Raw genomic sequence first — 19,114 nt, 5'->3', positions numbered from 1 at the left:
AAAGGGCTCATCGTTTGATGAGCCCTTCTCGTCACTGAAAATCGAATTATAGAGATTGTAATAGCTGGTAGTAACGACCTTTTTGAGCGAGTAGCGTTGGATGGTCGCCTTGTTCGATGATCTCACCTTGTTCCATCAAACAGATGCTATCCATACTTTCTAGCTCTATCAGTCGGTGTGTAATGAATACTACTGTCTTATTAGCAAAGTGTTCATTGAAAAGCGCCATCACTTTTTGTTCCGTACGCTTATCGAGGCCTTCAGTCGGTTCATCTAAGAGTAGGATTGGGGCATCACGTAGCAATGCTCGAGCAATACCGATTCGACGTTTCTCACCACCAGATAACTGACGACCGCCGTCGCCTAACCAAGCGTCTAACCCCGGCTCTTCAAGAAGTCCGCCAAGTTCGACTTTTTGTAAAATAGTAGACAGTTGCTCATCACTTGCATCCGGAGCGGCCATGAGTAAGTTGTCACGTAGTGTCCCGTTTAGTACATCTACGCGTTGACTGACCACAGTCATTGCTGCTCGCAGGTCCGACTCGCTCCAATCTTGCAGTTTTGTACCACCGATTCGAACTTCACCTTGGTTAACATCCCAGTAGCGGCAAAGAAGCTGAATCAGTGTTGATTTACCTGAACCTGTTTGACCTACAATTGCAGTTTTAGTGCCCAACGGTAGTGAGAGTGACAAGTCTTTCAGCACCTTTTGCTGACCGTCAGGGTAAGTAAAATCTATGTTGTCGAATTCAATGTCTAACGTTGTGTCTTTATGTTTCGACTGCTCAGGGAAGACGACGTCAGGTTCAGCCAAAATTACTTCATTTAAACGACGAGCAGAAGTCAACGTTTGACCGAGATACTGGAATGCGCCCGCGATAGGCATCAGAATCTCAAAGCTAGCCATGGTTGCAAACGCGAACAGCGCAATCCAAGGATCAGGAGCACGACCACCTACGCCGTCTGCAGCAAACCAAAGCATCACAACCAGTGTAATGCCGTTCACCAGCATAAGCAGGCCTGAAGCCATGCCCGTTAAATTCGCGTTCACAAATTGGTTAGACAGCAACTGCTTCTGCTTCTCTAGAATGAGATTACGATAACGTTCTTCTGCTCCAAAGATACTCAGTTCACTGTAGCCTTGAAGCCAGTCCAGTGTCGCCACTCGCAATTGCGCTTTATGATGAGTGAGATTCTCGCCATTGTTTTTACCCAGTTTATAGAACAGTACTGGCCATACAAACAACATGACGGTAAGAATCGAGCCAAGCAGTAGGGCGAGATGCCAATCAAAGAACGCCAGGACAGCCGTTAAACTCAATATGCCAAAAACACCAATCACGACAGGGCTGATAAGTCGAAGGTAAACGTGATCCATCGCATCTACGTCCGCTACTAAGCGGTTGAGCAGATCGGCATCACGCATCGTAGAAACACGACCCGGAATCAGTGGTGCAAGTTTCTTAAAGAAGAAGATGCGTAGATCGGTAAGCAGCTTGAACGTTGCATTGTGGCTAACGACACGTTCTCCCCATCGACCTGCGGTTCGAGCCATTGCAGCGCCGCGTACCCCGGCACCTGGTAACATGTAGTTGAAGGTCTCACGAGCAACCGTCAAGCCTGCCACCGCTGCGGCTGAAATAAACCAACCTGATAGCGTTAATAAGCCAATAGACGCCGCTAAGGTCAGAAATGCCAGTAGCATACCTAGCGAAAGACCAAACCAGTGTTTTTTATAGAGTTTTAGATAAGGGAGTAAATCACGCATCTAAGTTCCCCTTGTCTGTTTCACGTTGTGCGAGGTTCGCTTCCAACATGTCTTTAAATAAGCCATCTTCTGTCGACAGTGTGGCGTAATCACCACGTTGAACAATCTGGCCGTCCTGCATAACAAGAATTTGCGATACGTTTTGTAAAGGCGCAAGTTGGTGAGTAATCATCAAATTCGTTGTGGCATGCGCATACTTGTTAATGCCTTCCATCACGAGTTTTTCACTGCGAGCATCTAAGCTTGCAGTTGGTTCATCTAATAACCAAAAACGACCATTTTGTAGCATGGCGCGAGCCAGTGCTAAACGCTGCGCTTGGCCGACAGATAAACCACCAGAACGATCAGATATCGGATAATCCAACCCATGCATTTCAACAAATTCAGCAGCGTGAGAGTCATTCAACACAGAATGTACGTCTGCATCCTGAATATTTTGCTTACCTAGTGTGATGTTATCTCGAATGCTACCGTGTAATAGCATCGGGTTTTGACCAATCCAGCTTACTGCCTCTCGCCATGTGGCTAGATCCAGTTGCGACAATTCGCAGCCATTAATTTTTAAGCTACCTTGATAAGGCATGAAACCGAGGATTGTGTTTACCAAACTTGTTTTACCTGCGCCACTTGGTCCAACCAACGCTGTACTTTTGTTGGCTTCAAGAGAGAAGGATAGGGGACCTGCGAGCTGCTTACCTTCCGGACTAAAAATGGTTAACTGGTCCGCTTCAATATGGATAGGGCTGTTTTTATCTAACGCTTGGGTACCATCTTTGATTTGATCGACTTCCAAATCCAGAAACTCGACAATGCTTTCTGCTGCGCCAACCGCTTGCTGTTTCGCATGATAGAACGTGCCCAAATCACGTAATGGCTGATAAAACTCTGGAGCAAGAATCAGAATGAACAAACCAGCAAAGAGCGTAACACCTGCGCCGTAGTAGCCGAAATCGAGCTCCCCGATATAACTAAAGCCAAAGTAGACAGCGGTAATTGCGATAGAAATAGAAGTGAAAAACTCTAACACCGCAGAAGACAGAAACGCGATTTTCAGAACGTCCATGGTACGAGTACGAAAGACTTCCGAAGCACCCTTAAGAGTTTCAGTTTCAGATTTTGTTCTATCGAATAAGCGAATGGTCGTCATTGCTTGCAAGCGGTCATAAAAGTGACCCGACAAACGCTGCATTGCTTTAAAGTTTTTACGGTTTGCTTCTGCGGCTTTCATCCCAACCAGTGCCATGAAAATAGGCACTAGTGGTGCAGTGACCAGGAAGATCAAGCCTGCTGCCCAGTTTACTGGGAATACGACAACCAAAATGATGAAAGGCACTAGTACCGATAATGACATTTGAGGCAAGTAGCGTGAGAAGAAATCTTGCATATCTTCTACCTGCTCTAAGATGAGCGTTGCCCAACTGCCAGCAGGTTTGCCTTTGATGTAAGCTGGCCCAAGTTTATGAACTTTATCTAAAATGAGTTGGCGAATATAAACTCGAATTTGCTCCCCGCAACGGTAACCGGCAAGCTCTCGACCCCAGGTACAAGCAGCTCGACCGATAACCGTGCCACCGAGCCCAACAAAATGCCAAATGAGGTCGGCTTTGTCGACTTGGTCAATGATTAACTGGTGCAGAATGGAGGCGAGCAGGGCTGCTTGAGCCAATAAAAACACGCTTGAAAGTACGCCTAGGCCTATCGCAATCATAAGCCAGCGCTTGGCTAACTTACTTTGTTGCTTCAGCCACTTATTCAAGCTGCTTTGCTTTTTCTTATCCATCGTGAAGGCTTAATGATAATTGTTTTAATGAGGCGGTAGTATACAAAAGAAAACCCAGCGGGAATACCGCTGGGCTTTAAGGATATGACACAAATGTGAAAAGTTATTTGTCACCAAGTGAGTCTAAGAAACGTTCAGCATCTAATGCAGCCATACAACCTGTACCTGCAGAGGTGATCGCTTGACGGTAGTTGTGGTCCATTACGTCGCCAGCTGCAAATACACCTTCGATACTAGTTTGTGTTGCGTTGCCTTCAAGACCTGATTGAACGATGATGTAGCCATCTTTCATGTCTACTTGGCCTTCAAAGATTTGTGTGTTTGGCTGGTGGCCAATTGCGATGAATGCACCCATTACATCGATATCTTCTGTCGCACCGCTGTTCACGTCTTTAATGCGGACGCCCGTTACGCCCATATCGTCTCCCAGTACTTCATCGAGAGTGCGATCGGTATGAAGAACGATATTACCGCTTTCAACTTTATCCATCAGACGTTTCACAAGGATCTTCTCTGCGCGGAATGAATCGCGGCGGTGGATCAGGTGAACTTCTGACGCAATGTTAGAAAGGTATAGCGCTTCTTCAACAGCCGTGTTACCACCGCCCACAACTGCAACTTTCTGATTACGGTAGAAGAAACCGTCACAGGTTGCACAAGCAGAAACGCCGCGACCTTTAAATGCTTCTTCAGACTCAAGGCCAAGGTATTTTGCTGATGCGCCGGTAGATATGATTAAGGCATCACAAGTGTACTCACCTGAGTCGCCTTTTAAACGAAATGGGCGTTGTGATAGCTCTACTTCATTGATGTGATCAAATACGATTTCAGTTTCGAAACGCTCGGCGTGTTCTTTCATGCGATCCATCAATGCTGGACCTGTCAGTCCCTCAGCATCGCCTGGCCAGTTTTCAACTTCAGTTGTGGTGGTTAGCTGACCACCTTGTTGCATTCCCGTCACAAGCACAGGGTTTAAGTTTGCACGCGCTGCGTAGACGGCAGCTGTGTATCCTGCAGGACCAGAACCAAGAATTAATAATTTACAGTGTTTTACGTCGCTCATTATGGCTCCAAAAAGGGCGTAACATTTCCCTCGATTGTATGGAAATTCTTAGTGCTTTAAAAGCATAAACAACGATTGTGATCGAATAATTGGTTATAGATTAGAACCCACTAAATATTGATAGAGAACGTTGACTTCTAGCATAAAATTCTATTCGTAGTAGAGAAGTCTAGTTTCAAATATTGTCAAAGCGTAAAACTGAAACATGACTCTGTTTTTGTGGTTTAATTTGGTTTGTTATGTTGTTTTTGTCGTTTTGTTGAAGCTATCAACGTTAAAAGCTGGTAATTGCAGAATATTTGCGTAACCTAGTGTGTAAATTAAATGTTAATTAATGTGCCTCATTAAAGGAGCAAATGATGTTACATTCACGTGAGAATACTCTACATTTAACACAGCTCAGCATGGCAGCAATTGAGCAGCTTTCCCCATCGTTTGAAGAACTGCCTCGTACCGAACATGCAGATGGTCAGTATCGACTACGACGTTATTCTGTGGTTGGTTTTGATAACGGCAAAGTCATCGACTTAAATAAAAATAGCTTTGTTCAATCCTCTGATATCAACCGATTTCAAGGTGATGTTGTAAGACAATTCGAGCCAATTGAGAAGGATATTCTTACCAGCGATGGCTTTCGAGAAATGTGTGAATTGTTTGTCAATGCGAATCATCTGCCAAACGGTCAAGAAATAGAAATTCACCAAATCCGTATCAGGGCACTGGAAGAAGAAACCCAAGTAGCACCTGAAGGTGTGCACCAAGACGGTTTTGATCACATTGCAATGGTTGGTGTGGGACGCCATAACATCATCGGTGGCGACATCATGCTGTACAGCAGCCATAACCAAGCCCCATTTTTCCGTAAAGTGCTAGAAACCGGAGAGGTCGCAATCTTGGCTGATAGCAAGCTGTGGCATAACGCGTGCCCAATCCGCTCTGTTATTGATGACGAAGCGGGCCATATGGATGTATTTGTACTCACTGCTACGGATAAGCGTAATGAACTTCAATCTTAATCAGATCAGAGAGCAATTTCCGGCGTTGGCTCAATACCACAACGACAAGCCCGTGACGTTTTTTGATGGTCCAGGTGGCTCACAAGTGCCTCAATCAGTACTAGACAGCATGGTAGGGTATTTAGGTCGTTTCAACGCTAACTTAGGCGGGCATTATTTTTCTAGCCAAGTGACCGTTGACGTAATGCAAAATGCGCGTGAGTCGGCTCAGGTTCTACTTAATGCCCCTTCATCTGGCAATATTGTCTTCGGTGCCAATATGACCTCACTAACCTTTCAGCTTAGTCGCGCGATTAGTCGAGATTGGCAAGCAGGAGATGAGATCATTGTTTCCGCTTTGGATCACTATTCAAATGTATCCAGCTGGCAGCAAGCGGCAGAAGATAAAGGCGTTACGGTTCATCAAGTTCGTATCAACGAAGAAGATTGTACGCTGGATATGGAGCATTTAAGCCGCCTTCTTTCTGATAAAACGCGCCTTGTCGCTGTGACTTATGCATCGAACACGACGGGCTCTATTGTGGATGTACAGCAAGTAGTCAGCATGGCGCACAATGTTGGGGCACAAGTTTATGTGGATGCCGTCCATTATGCGCCTCATCATTTGGTTGATGTTCAAGCGTTAGGTTGTGACTTTTTAGCTTGCTCAGCTTACAAGTTTTTCGGACCACACGTTGGTATTGCTTACATAGCCGATCAGTGGCTCCACAGTATTCGCCCTTACAAAGTCGAGCCTGCCACTAATATAGGCCCTGGTCGATTTGAAATAGGAACGCAAAGTTTTGAAGGTCTTGCTGGTGTCGTTTCTGCGGTTGAGTATCTGGCTCAATTTGGTGAAGTCGGTTTACCTCTTCGCCAACGATTGGAGCAAAGCTACCAACTGTATGAACAACATGAGCAGCGCTTGAGTGAGCGTTTCTTGCAGCGTTTGAATGCATTAGATGGTGTCAATCTATTCGGTATCGCAAAGGAAGATAGCCAACTCCGCACGCCAACTTTTGCGCTAACGTTTGACCGATATTCTCCAGAGTTCATCGCGAAAACACTGGGTGAACATAACATTTGTGTATGGAATGGTCACTTTTATGCGTTGGGCTTAGTTCGTCAACTTGGTTTAGAAGAATCGGGTGGTGTAGTGCGAATTGGTTGTATGCATTACAACACAATAGAAGAAGTCGATATGTTATTCGATGTGCTAGAAAGCATCCTTGACGCATAACTAACGATTTCTTCCTAATAGAAAAACAAAAGCTCGAGTCAAACTCGAGCTTTTTTCATTTTTATTTGAATCAACGCGTTCTGCAAGCGATTACTCACTAACTTCAACTTCATAGGAAGTGAATTTTCTTACATTAATAACGCCGGTATCAAAGATGAGGTATTGACCTTTGATGCCTTGCAAAGTGCCAGTAACAACCGGGTTTTTATCGAAGTTATGCGAAGTGATCTTCGTTGGGTGCTGTTGTACCGGGTAGCTAAGGTCGGTAATGCTTTCGTTTAATACTTCAATGGCATCTTCGCCGAATTGCTGTTTTATCTCGGCAATTTTCTCTTCGACTAAAGGCAATAGCTCAGCAAAACGGTCCTGCAATGCCATAGGTTCACCGTCACCTTTTAGCAGTGTGCGCCAATTGGTCTTGTCTGCGATATGTTTCGCCAGTTCAACTTCAATTAAACCGGAGATATGGCGAGTTTTTACTTTAAAAATTGGCAAGCCCTGAGTCGCGCCTTGGTCAATCCAACGAGTCGGGATTTGAGTATGACGAGTAATACCAACTTTTAAGCTGGATGTGTTGGACAGGTAGACAAAGTGATCCACCATGCAATTCTCTTCACCCCATTGTGGTTCGCGACAAGTCCCTTGATCGTAGTGGCAGGTCTCTGGCTTCATGATACACATGTCGCAGCTTGCTAGCTTTTTCATGCATACAAAACAGTGGCCTTGCGAATAACTCTTTTTCGTTTTCTTTCCACATGAGCAACAAAAAATATTGCCAGTGTGAGTCAGTGTGAGCGTTTTACCCAGAAACGGAGTTAAGTCGATCTCTTCCTCACCGACAGGAAGACGGTAGTTGACGGCACCGTCCAGAGAAGCACGCATTTTGTTTAGCGTGCCAGTTGCAATTAATGACATGACATTACTCATTATTGTGTTTTTGCACAGTATATACTGAAGTGGAGAAGAGATGCAGGGTTGACAGGAGCTTTAAAGTAAATGTCTTGCACTAAATTATTATGCATCGTGTTTTATTTTCTAAAAGTTATGGCTGTGAAATGCTTCGCAAATAGAAGTTGGGCTGCATTTTTTAGAAATTTTAAAACGTGATAACGGTTCAAAATCCGTTACTATGTGTCGAAACTAAGAATTGAATGAAAAAGTGATTTTATTTCTTGATAAATCACCTTTATTTCATTTTTTGAAATTATTGAACCTCACGTATTGTATATAATCTCAGCAGGTCACTTGCCCATGAAGTGGATCCATAACTTTATCTTTGCTCTTTCTATTTGCACTATCAGTTTGGTTGCCCTTTATAGTGTGCTTGGCGATACGCGAAAGCTGACCATTACACCTGAGCATTTCAATATCTATGCAACTAAAGATGTCAGTGAAGGAGGTGCGAGTGAGGCAGATATCACATACGATCGGCAAAGCCTAGTTCTTAGCTGTGAACTAAAGCAGAGCTCGTATGCTTGGCCTTATTGCGGAATCTCGGTTTATACCGATTCAGCAACGCCAACACAGGGTATTGACCTTTCCAACTACCATACGATTCGATTGAAGGTGCGATATGAAGAGGCAGGAATAGGGGCTAACCCTAGCCACGACCTACGTTTGTATCTTCGCAATTATAATTCTGAGTATTCCAAGCCAGACGACGAGTACACCATTAAATATAATGGCATGCAGTTTTCTCCGTCGGGTTCGAGCGATATTGTCGAAATTCCGATTAAAAATCTTCAGGTGATGACCTGGTGGTTAGCAGATAACGGAGTCGCGATTGAACACTCTGCACCTGAATTTTCAAACATCACACGTATTGATATTGCAACTGGGTCTGGTGCGGCACTTGGTAAACATAGAATTGTGATTGATAAAATTGAGTTTGAAGGCGCTTACCTTGCGCAAGAAACATTGTTGTATGCATTATTAATCTCTTGGATGGCGCTTGGACTGGCTTTTTCTCTGCATGAGTTACGAAAAAATAGAGTGGCTTATGAAAAAGCGCAAAAGCGTCACCGTCATTTGGAAAAGGTGAATAATACTTTGCGAGCTCAAAACTATGAGTTTGCAGAGTTAGCGCATCGAGATGCTTTGACGGGCGCGATGAACCGATATGCTGTGCAACACTGGCTGGAACAACAATCTCGTCAGGTTCGCTGGGGGCATAACACCTTCAGTATTCTCTATTTGGACTTGGATAAGTTTAAAAAGGTGAACGACAAATTTGGGCACCAAATGGGGGATGACATATTGCGCGAATTTGTCATGGTGGTAGCGACTTCTATTTACTCAGACGATCGACTCGTTCGTTGGGGCGGCGAAGAGTTTGTCGTATTTTGCCCTGATACCAATATTGAACAAGCGTTAGAGAAGGCAGAAATGATTCGCAAAAATGTGGAGGATCATTTGTGGGTGCACGGTGAATCATTAACTTGCAGTATTGGCGTTGCCCAAATGCAGAATGAACGCGTCTCAGAAACCATGGCGAGAGCTGACGAAGTGTTGTATCAGGCGAAGCGCAATGGTCGCAACCGAGTGGAAGCTCATTATGGTTTACTTGCTTGCGAAAAGAAGCAAGCCTGATAGCCGTTCACTAAAAGGAAAGAAAAAAGGTGGCCAACTGGCCACCAAGAGGGAAACTGCTGAACACCACTTAGGGGGGAAGTTTGGGTTATCGATACGATTACCGTGAGCAGCAGTGTAGTGCTAATCGAACTTGCTATTTTTACCAGAACAACCAAGCGAAAAGCGTTAGTGCAGCAATACAGGCAATGTTTAATACGAAACCAATTCGCATCATTTCTTTTTGCTTGATATGACCCGTACCGAACACAATCGCGTTTGGAGGTGTTGCAACAGGTAACATAAATGCACAAGATGCAGCGACGGCAATCAGTGCAGAGAGAATAACCGGAGACATGCCTAAGGCTTCTGCAATGGTCGCAAATACAGGGACAAGTAGCGCAGCACTGGCGGTGTTACTCGCAAACTCAGTTAAGAAGACAACAAAAGCAACCACTGCAAGAATCGTTAAGAGAATACCGGCTTGCTCAAGGAAGCCTGACAAGCTATGAGCTAAAAATACGCTTGTTCCGGTTGCTTTTAGGACGTTACTCAGACAGATACCACCACCAAATAGGATTAACACACCCCAGTCGGTTGTTTTCTCAATATCTTTCCACTCGACGGCGCGAGAAGCACCAAGTAGAAGGATGGCGCCAATAGCTACAAGAGTATCGAACTTCGCGAAGCCACCCAGCATAGCGTTAATAGGCTTACTGAATATCCACAACGTCACGGTCAGTAAGAAAATCGCCAACGTAATCATTTTGCCGTTTGTCCATTCGACTGGTTGATGGTCAAGGTCAAACTTGTGGCTAAGGTCAGGCTTAGTCATCGTGTACAATACGAGGATAGCGATTGGCATTAATACTAGGGAAATAGGTACACCAAACTTCATCCATTCAGTGAAGCTAAGGCCAACTTCAGCTGCTGCAATTGCGTTTGGTGGGCTACCAACCAGTGTTGCAATACCACCAATTGAAGCACTGTAAGCGATACCGAGTAGAACAAACAAAAAGGTGTTGTGGTTTTTCTTAGCGTCTAGCTTTGTCATCACACCCAGCACAAGCGGTAACATCATCGCGGCGGTGGCGGTGTTTGAAATCCACATTGACAGGCCAGCACTCACACCAAATAGCATGAATACAGCGACAGACATTTTTCCTCTTGCCAGCAATAGTACTTTATCTGCAATAGCTTGATCTAACTTTTGTTTATGTAGAGCCGCAGCTAGTGCAAAACCACCCAAAAATAGAAAAATGATGGAGTTGGAAAAGTTATTCAGTGCGGCTTGAGTGTTGAACACACCCAAAAATACCGCAAGTAGTGGTATGAGCAGCGCAGTAATGCTGACGTGAATCGCTTCGGTTAGCCACAAAATAGCAACAAAAACTAAGATGCTCAGGCCGGTTACTACTTGTGGCTCAAAGGGTAAGGTATTAAACAAGATAATGAACAATAGGATATTCGCGTTCAAAATCATGCTGTTGCGAGTGAAGAACCAATTCTTCAATGTCACAGCGAGTGCGGTCATGGGTAGTGCTCCTTTTGCATTGCCTTTTGTCGGTTTTTTTATGGCAAAGTAACTGACTTGTAGTTATTTATTGATGAAATGTTACTTTGAATGCGAAAAAGAGTTTTGCCTGAATCGTAGAGCAAATTAGAAAGTGTGATGTTGAGAATTGGAAATGGGTAGAAAACTACCCATTTGTTTTATAGAAATGTTACTAGGCTTGTGAGCCACGTTATTCCTCTATTCGACGGGGACTTGAAGAGGCTCGTTAGCTGCTTTATTTGGCTCTTTTACTGCGACGATAGGTTCTTGAGGGCCAAGAAACTTAGGCTGCGTATTGATAATATACAGGTCTAAAAACGCTTTCACACGGGCTAGCAGTTCTCGAACACGCATCGATGTTTTTTGCTTGTTGGCCGTCGGCCCTGCTACCGCGAGACACTGCGCATCAATGCTGTAAGCATTAGCGATGAACAGTGCGCGTTCACAGTGAAAGCGCTGAGTCACAATCAGAAATCGCTCCGAAGCAAAAATTTTTTTCGCTCGTACAATCGAATCTAAGGTACGAAAGCCAGCATAATCAAGGTGAATCACTTCTTCAGGCACGCCTGCTTTAAGTAAGTCGCGTTTCATTGTCCACGGTTCGTTGTATGAACGGTGGGCGTTATCACCACTCAATAAAAACTGTTTTACTTTGCCTTGGTTGTAAAGCTCAATCGCCGCATTAATGCGATGAGTGTAGTAAGTGTTGAGGATCTTTCCGATGTATTTACTGGTACCAAGAACTACGGCAACCTCATGTTGAGGGATTTGCTCGTATTCAGTGAAAATGCTCTCTTTGGCTTGTAAAACCACCCATCGGTCGATGGCAATAACAGAAACAAGCAGACTAAGTGCAGAGATCGACAAAATCAAAGCAAATCGCTTCCAGGAAAATTTCAGCTTCCACTTTGATCTTATGCGAGAAAACAACAAAACGTTTTATATCCTTAACTAAAAATGTAGTTCTCATCATATCTGATAGAAACAAAAAGAGAGAAGCCCATTTATGCCAAAATCTGGTTAGGATGATAAAAAAATAAAAGCCCCTACATGGTAGGGGCTAATTATTAAACGAATTGTCTCAAGCTTAGAACGCAGTGCGTTTGTAGCGGCGGTAAACAGGTTGCCAGAACGACTGTTCAATCGCCACGTTCAATGCTTCATCAGTAATTTCTAATGCGACACCTTGTTCAATTGCCTTTTTACCAACGGCAAATGCGATTTTTTTCGATACTAAGTGGATCTCTTCCAGTGGTGGAAGTAGTGCCCCACGACCGTTGATTGCTAGAGGAGAACATGTTGCTAGCGCGCGGCTTGATTCCATTAGCATCTCGTCAGTGACACGTTTTGCATTGACAGCAAGTACACCAAGGCCAATGCCTGGGAAGATGTAGCTGTTGTTACATTGTGCAATAGGGTAAGTGCGACCTTCATGAACCACTGGCTCAAATGGGCTACCTGTTGCAACCAGTGCTTCACCATTTGTCCAACGAATGATGTCGTTCGGTGTCGCTTCCACGCGGCTTGTTGGGTTCGACAATGGGAAGACAATCGGACGCTTACAGTGTTTATGCATTTCTTCGATGACTTCTTGGCTAAATAGGCCAGGCGCACCAGAAACACCAATTAGTACCGTTGGCTTGGCGTTACGCATAACATCGAGTAGTGAGAAGCCATTTCCTTCATTTTCCCACTCTTTCGTATTGGTATGCTTTTGCACCAAGCGTTGTTGGAAATCAAGAAGGTTAGGCATGCCTTCTTGTAACAGACCCCAACGGTCAACCATGTAAACTTGTGAGCGAGCTTGCTCGTCAGAAATTCCTTCCGATACCATTTGTGCGATGATCGCTTCTGCGATACCACAACCAGCAGACCCTGCGCCTAGGAAGGTAATACGTTGTTTAGAAAGCTGAGTTCCTGCTGCTTTACAGGCGGCAAGTAGAGAGCCAACAGTAACAGCTGCAGTACCCTGAATATCATCATTGAAGCAACACACGCGGTCTTTGTAACGCTCTAGAAGAGGCATCGCATTTTTCTGAGCAAAGTCTTCGAACTGGATCAAAGCATCAGGCCAACGGCGCTGTACCGCTTGGATAAACTCTTCTACAAATGCATCGTATTCTGCACCCGTAATACGAGGATGACGCCAACCCATGTACATCGGATCAGCTAAGCGTTGCGGGTTATTGGTACCCACATCAAGCACGATTGGTAGCGTGTAAGCAGGGCTGATACCACCACACGCGGTATATAGTGACAGTTTACCGATAGGAATACCCATGCCGCCGATACCTTGGTCACCCAAGCCAAGGATACGTTCTCCATCTGTCACAACAATCACTTTAACGTTGTGGTTTGCTGCGTTGTTCAGCAAGTCGTCAATACGGTCACGGTTCGGGTATGAAATGAACAGACCGCGACCACGACGGTAAATGTTAGAGAAGTTTTCACATGCTGCGCCAACAGTCGGCGTGTAGATGATAGGCATCATCTCAGAAATGTGATTTTGCACTAGGCGGTAATACAATGTTTCGTTGGTGTCTTGGATATTACGCAGATAAATGTGTTTATCCATATCGCTTTCGAAACTTTTGTATTGCTGGTAGGCACGTTCCACCTGCTCTTGGATAGTTTCGGTCGACTCTGGAAGTAGACCTTCTAAGTTGAATGAACTACGTTCTTCAGCAGAGAATGCACTGCCTTTGTTCAAAAGAGGGGTTGCTAAAAGAGCCGGACCCGCATATGGAATATATAGTGGGCGTTTATCGTTGTTCATTGGGTGCCTTATGTAGGGTTGAAGGATGCGCACCAAATTTTAACGGGTTCACTATTTAGTTGTAAACATGCGTTGATGCACATCAATGTAATGTCGCAAAAAAATTCAGATACCGACGAAAATATCGGCAATATTGGTTGTTTAGAGATACCTAAAGCAGGATTTTTTTACTTGGGTATAATGTTTTGCATCATCAAATCAAATCCAATTTCTATGTTTCAACTACCTATCGACAGCCTGCAAGCTGAGTTTGACCATCATGTAAGGCTTAACCATCTTGTGGTGGAAGCCGAAACCGGGTCGGGTAAATCTACCCGCTTGCCCATGTGGGCGGCAAAACACGGACGCGTTCTGGTTATTGAACCACGTCGAATTGCTTGTACCTCGCTGGCTGAATTTCTTGCGGAGCAATCTGGAGAGCCAATAGGTCGCAAAGTCGGTTACGCGATCAAGCTTCATGCCTACTTTGATGAAAAAACCGAAGTTGTATTTGTGACTCCGGGGGTTGCACTGCGTTGGTTTTCGGAAAACAAGCTAGCAGACTTTGATGTCGTGATAGTGGACGAATTTCACGAGCGACGCTGGGATATTGATCTATTAACCGCCATTTTGAAGCAAGAAAATCAACATCGATTGATCGTCACTTCTGCTACCTTAGAAGGCGAAAAGCTTGCTCGTTACCTGAATGCTAAGCGTCTGCGTTCGGAGGGACGTTGCTTTCCAGTCACGGTGACACATCGTTCTACAGACAGCCGCTATTTACCGAACAAAAAGGGATGTGAACAGGAGGTTGTCGGAGCGGTAAAAGAAGCACTGGAAGATGAAGATGGCGATATTCTTGTTTTCATGCCTGGACGCAAAGAGATCACCCAATGTGCTCAGATGCTACAAAGTTGTGGCGATGTCATGGTGGTTAAACTTCATGCCTCGGTCAGTGATGCAGAACGACATCGTGCGCTGACGGTACAAAAGCAACGGAAAGTCGTATTGGCAACCAACGTCGCGGAAACCTCTCTGACCATTCCTAATATCCGTGTGGTAATCGATAGTGGTTTAGAGCGCAGAACTGTACAACGAAATGGACGTACAGCACTGACATTAACCAACATTTCTAAGGCCAGTGCCGCGCAGCGAATGGGGCGAGCAGGTCGCGTTACCGAAGGGGCTTGTATTCGTCTATATGGTGAGCACGCGCCTTTAGAGTTGGTGACACCTCCAGAATTACACAGAGAAGAGCTCGTCGAGCCGATGCTGGCAGCGGCTTGTTGTGGGTACCGTCTCTCAACACTCGATTTTCTCGACTCAATTCCCCCAAAGTCGCTAGAGGCATCTCATTCGACGTTGTTATCTATGGAAGCGATTGATGAGGATGGCAATGTCACGCAGCATGGGAGAAAAGTATACCCACTACCCATTGATGCACTGTTTGCCGATCTCGTTACCAGAATTCAAGCGAAGCCAGAGAAGGAAGCAATGATTGATTTGGCTGCCGCCTTATCTGTGCCTGCGCAGCTCTATCAGCGACAAAGTGGTGAAGTCGCTGAGCTTCTATCTCAAGAGGAGCCATACGGATGTGATGCCTCTTTGCTGATCCGTTTGGTTCGGGGGGAGCGACTTCCGGGCATTGTCATTGATGCCAGCGCACTCGAAGAGGCGCAAGGTTTAGCGAAACAAATGCGAGAAGCATTTGAATTACCGGAACTTGACGTTGCCTCTCGATATAAACGTGAAGCACTCTTTTTCTCCATCGCCTCATTGCACCCTGAGCTTGTGTTTGTCCGACGAGCTCGTCGAAGGGATGCTCTAGGAAATGGCGTAGTCGAGATGCTGGTTGGGCGTAACAGCCGCTTTCCTGACAAAGAAGAAGCGGCAATCGTGCTAGATAGCCATAGCGTGCCAGGACGAGGCGTTAAGCAAACACTAAACCTCGCATCGGTTATGATGCCTATCCCGCTGACGTTGTTACGCGAACTTGAATTTGGGGAGTGGCGACAAGGTGAGACGAATTATGAAGAAGAGACGCCAAGAGCAACAATGCATTTGGTCTACGCCGGACGAACAATCTGTACTGAACATCAAGCGTTAAAAGGTGATGTTGCTGTTCAGTCTATTGTCGAAATGATAGAAGACGAGACACTGTTACCAGGATTTGCTTCTCAAAGAAAACAACAAATCCAACACTGGAAACTCTACAACGCATTGGGCCTTAATGTCGAAGGAGAAGAGGTTAACGACTTGGCCTCCTTGACATTTTCTAGCTGGTTAAAGGATCAGTTGGAAACATTAGGCGTTGAAAATGTCGATGATATGGCGTTGTTTGAACCGGAAGACTTAACATTTAACGGTGTTCCAGAATGGGAATACGACGATTTCACGGAGCAGTACCCTTTAGAACTTTCGCTGCCAGAACTCCAACTGGATGTTGAGTATTACGCGTCTCGCAAGCTGGTACAGGTCGTTTATCGAGAGGGAAACCGTAAGGGGGACCCGAAGCGTTGGGAGCTGCCACGTTGGGCTGGTTGGAAGATACAGTATAAAAAGGCCAGTCGAGTGATTGATGTAAAGTAGGTCGGCGGATGACGTTGTGACAAGAATTGATATTTTCTTGGTGAATCTATAATGATTTCATATTGATAGCGTTACTTGCGTGTTGTTTTTAGTTTCTTAATTGAAATATTAATCAATTGAATGCTTATATATGGCGAAGCTGTACATCAGTTGTTACAAAGCTGGTTTTAATATTTCCTTTTGTATGTGAATTAGGGCATAAAAGACGAATGTTTTATATCCCATTGCTATATCAAAACAGTTGAACGATATTTGGTATATCTCATTTTCGAGTGTCGGGGGCATAGAATGGATCAACAAGGAAAGACGTGCATTGAATTCGACTACACTAGCTTTTTAGGGGCGACAGGTAGTAAAAAATGGACCTTCTTAGAGGCATTTGCCACCATCGCGCCTATTTTCGGTTTGATGTGGAAACAGAACATTGCGGAATTGAGCAAGCCTGAAGATCGGTTGTGGGATGCCGCATTAAAATCGATGTCTTCTCGTAAAAGTGATGAATCCAATTTGGTCCGCTTAACCCAGTTAGCTAAACATGAAGGGATCAATGAATTGCGAGTCGTTATGCCATATTCGCTCGATGTTCAGCAAATCGAGTACATAGAATCTCGCAGTCAGTTGAAGGTGGATACGTCAGAACAAGATGTCCTTAACATCAAGTTTTAGGCTGAGCATTTCCACTTCATCGATGTACCACTTAACAATAGTGCAATGAAAAGCGACCTCAAAGTAGGTCGCTTTTTTATTTTGAGGTTTTTGTCACAGGTCTTGGAAGTGTGATGAATATAGAGTATTTGCACTTAAATTAACAAAAATGTAACGTTTGGAAATGCAATTGTCATAACTAGCTTCTAACTTTGCGTTTTTAGGACAAATTACCGACTAAGTGGTTGGTACTGTAAGTTCGAATTAACGTCCCTTATTGGCACACAAGGATGATTGAGTCACCACGTCATTTGGGCATAAAAACAAACACAATAAGAAAGGAAGTCAATATGTCTTTGTCTCGTCGAGACTTTATGAAAGCTGCCTCTTCAACGGCGATTGTTACCGGGCTGGTGGGCTGTGGTAGCGATGCTAGTGAATCTGTTGCGGTTACCTTTGAGCACGGAGTGGCGAGTGGAGATCCTACTCAAACACAAGTAATCATTTGGACTCGTGTTACAACCTCAGCGAGCTACGCAGATGTAAGCTGGCAAGTTTCATCTAACGAAAATTTTACTGATATCGTGCAAAGTGGCACTTTTGCCACAGACACGAGCCGAGATTTCACGGTAAAAGTTGATGTTCAAAACCTCAACGCAAATTCTCGCTACTACTATCGATTCATGGTTGGAGATGTCACTAGCGAAGTCGGGCAAACTCAAACATTACCAGAGGGTGGTGTAGAAAAGGCATCCATGGCGGTTGTTTCTTGCGCAAACTATCCTGCTGGTTATTTCCATGTGTATCGAGAGATCTTAAATCAACATGAGCAAGAACCGTTTGATGTGGTACTTCATCTCGGTGATTACATTTATGAGTATGGGGCTGTTGGCTACGCTAGTGAAGATGCTGAGGCACTAGGGCGAGAGCCAAGCAAAGGCACTGAATGCATTACCTTAGATGATTACCGAAAACGGTATGCGCAATATCGCCAAGATGCTGATCTGCAAGCGTTACATGCGAGCCTACCAATGATTGCTGTCTGGGATGACCATGAGCTTGCAAATGATACTTGGAAAAATGGTGCGGAAAACCATCAAGAAGAGGAAGGCAGTTTTAATGATCGTCGTGCAGCTGCGGCTGCCGCGTGGACAGAATGGTTGCCCGTTCGTGAAAACACTTTCTCAAACATGCTGATTTACCGTCAGTTTTCGTTTGGAAGTTTAGTCAATTTGATGATGCTCGACACGCGACTTGTGGGGCGTGATAAACCGTTGGATTACTTCTCGCTCAGCTCTCCAACGATGGAAGCGATTGGCGGTTTAGTTGCTCAGTCGCGCAGTGAAGACCGAGAGCTGTTAGGCGCTGACCAACTCGCTTGGCTGATGGATGCGTTCAGTACGCACGACGCAACTTGGAATGTGCTAGGGCAACAAGTGTTAATGTCTCGTATGGAGTTGCCAAGTTCGGTTATGGCCGCTATGTTTCAATTGTTTACTGCCACTGAAGAACAAAAAACAGAGGCGTTATTAGCAGTAAACTCTGCGATTACGGGTTACCTCTCTGACCCAAGTTCAGATACCATTTCTCTCCCGTATAACCTAGATGCATGGGATGGTTACTACGTTGAGCGAGAGAAAGTTTATCAACTGGCCAAAGCCAACAGTGGTAACTTTGTCTGCTTGGCAGGAGATACGCACAACGCATGGGCAAGTGAGCTTAAAGACGTATCTAAGCATCCTATCGGGATAGAGTTTGCAACTAGCTCGGTAAGCTCCCCTGGGCTAGAGGCCTACCTAGCGTTAGATCCTGTTGCGATCGCTCAAATGGAATACACGTTGCCGCACTTAGTGTCAGAATTACAGTGGGCAGACATCAAACAGCGTGGCTTTATGCGCGTTACTTTTACGCCCGACAAAGCAGAGTCGACCTGGTATTTCGTATCAACGATTAAAGACAAAACATATCAGGTGACGACCAAGTCAGCCTCTACAACAGATGGCACTACGTTAAATATCGGCTAAACTGAGCCTAATACGAAAAAAGTCCGCAAGCTAGTGCGGACTTTTTATTGGAAAGCTGTGCCGTCCTAAATAAGGTTGACACTTTCCACCCCCAAAATTGGAGAGTGTTATGAAATCAACAACTAAAAGAAC

The 19,114-nt window shown here is 44.9% G+C and carries 13 protein-coding genes; 6 read left to right on the top strand and 7 right to left on the bottom strand.

All coding sequences use genetic code 11. From position 1 onward, the window contains the following. Window positions 1-46 precede the first annotated feature (46 nt). The 3 genes from cydC to trxB all read right to left on the bottom strand — a co-directional run bounded on the left by cydC (window position 47) and on the right by trxB (window position 4,611). Window positions 47-1,768: a heme ABC transporter ATP-binding protein/permease CydC gene (gene cydC, locus R7093_RS12650; RefSeq protein WP_047100726.1), complete on the bottom strand. Its 1,722-nt coding sequence runs from the start codon at window positions 1,766-1,768 to the stop codon at window positions 47-49. Then, complete coding sequence (gene cydD, locus R7093_RS12645; RefSeq protein ID WP_047100725.1) at window positions 1,761-3,548, bottom strand: heme ABC transporter permease/ATP-binding protein CydD; 1,788 nt, start codon at window positions 3,546-3,548, stop codon at window positions 1,761-1,763. Before cydD ends, cydC begins: the two co-directional genes overlap by 8 nt. Before the next feature lie 103 nt (window positions 3,549-3,651). Continuing rightward, window positions 3,652-4,611, bottom strand: coding sequence for a thioredoxin-disulfide reductase (gene trxB, locus R7093_RS12640; protein WP_005377991.1), 960 nt, complete (start codon window positions 4,609-4,611; stop codon window positions 3,652-3,654). A gap of 359 nt (window positions 4,612-4,970) precedes the next feature. Between trxB and R7093_RS12635 the strand changes: the two genes are divergently transcribed. Continuing rightward, entirely contained in the window at window positions 4,971-5,627 is a 657-nt protein-coding gene (locus tag R7093_RS12635) for a 2OG-Fe dioxygenase family protein (protein ID WP_005377989.1), read from the top strand. Then, window positions 5,611-6,846: a cysteine desulfurase-like protein gene (locus R7093_RS12630; protein ID WP_047100724.1), complete on the top strand. Its 1,236-nt coding sequence runs from the start codon at window positions 5,611-5,613 to the stop codon at window positions 6,844-6,846. The genes R7093_RS12635 and R7093_RS12630 overlap by 17 nt, the downstream gene beginning before the upstream one ends. A 90-nt stretch (window positions 6,847-6,936) precedes the next feature. Here R7093_RS12630 and R7093_RS12625 read toward each other — a convergent pair whose 3' ends face one another. After that, window positions 6,937-7,761, bottom strand: a complete 825-nt coding sequence (locus tag R7093_RS12625; protein ID WP_005377984.1) for a DUF2797 domain-containing protein — start codon at window positions 7,759-7,761, stop codon at window positions 6,937-6,939. A 336-nt stretch (window positions 7,762-8,097) separates the two neighbouring features. Between R7093_RS12625 and R7093_RS12620 the strand changes: the two genes are divergently transcribed. Next, a complete protein-coding gene (locus R7093_RS12620; RefSeq protein WP_047100723.1) occupies window positions 8,098-9,435 on the top strand; it encodes a GGDEF domain-containing protein in 1,338 nt (445 codons plus the stop codon). 142 nt (window positions 9,436-9,577) lie between these two features. On the opposite strand, the gene R7093_RS12615 is transcribed toward R7093_RS12620, so the two are convergent. The 3 genes from R7093_RS12615 to R7093_RS12605 form a co-directional block, all read right to left on the bottom strand. After that, window positions 9,578-10,948: an SLC13 family permease gene (locus R7093_RS12615; protein WP_017634863.1), complete on the bottom strand. Its 1,371-nt coding sequence runs from the start codon at window positions 10,946-10,948 to the stop codon at window positions 9,578-9,580. A gap of 219 nt (window positions 10,949-11,167) precedes the next feature. After that, window positions 11,168-11,902 (bottom strand): vancomycin high temperature exclusion protein, encoded by a 735-nt coding sequence (locus R7093_RS12610; protein WP_047100722.1) that lies wholly within the window; start codon window positions 11,900-11,902, stop codon window positions 11,168-11,170. A 154-nt stretch (window positions 11,903-12,056) separates the two neighbouring features. After that, window positions 12,057-13,745 carry an NAD-dependent malic enzyme gene (locus R7093_RS12605; RefSeq protein WP_005377977.1) on the bottom strand — a complete coding sequence of 563 codons (1,689 nt, stop codon included), beginning with the start codon at window positions 13,743-13,745 and terminating at the stop codon, window positions 12,057-12,059. A 213-nt stretch (window positions 13,746-13,958) separates the two neighbouring features. On the opposite strand from R7093_RS12605, the gene R7093_RS12600 reads away from it, so the two are divergent. From R7093_RS12600 to R7093_RS12590, 3 genes are all read left to right on the top strand, one after another. Beyond that, window positions 13,959-16,313: a helicase-related protein gene (locus R7093_RS12600; protein ID WP_318146680.1), complete on the top strand. Its 2,355-nt coding sequence runs from the start codon at window positions 13,959-13,961 to the stop codon at window positions 16,311-16,313. A 288-nt stretch (window positions 16,314-16,601) separates the two neighbouring features. Continuing rightward, window positions 16,602-16,979 carry a hypothetical protein gene (locus tag R7093_RS12595; protein ID WP_005377965.1) on the top strand — a complete coding sequence of 126 codons (378 nt, stop codon included), beginning with the start codon at window positions 16,602-16,604 and terminating at the stop codon, window positions 16,977-16,979. A gap of 329 nt (window positions 16,980-17,308) precedes the next feature. Then, window positions 17,309-18,982: an alkaline phosphatase D family protein gene (locus tag R7093_RS12590; protein ID WP_318146679.1), complete on the top strand. Its 1,674-nt coding sequence runs from the start codon at window positions 17,309-17,311 to the stop codon at window positions 18,980-18,982. Window positions 18,983-19,114 lie beyond the last annotated feature (132 nt).

It is taken from the genome of Vibrio sp. 1580, from assembly GCF_033340055.1.
Note: the sequence above shows the minus strand (reverse complement) of the source record. Positions and strands in the feature narration are given on the sequence as shown.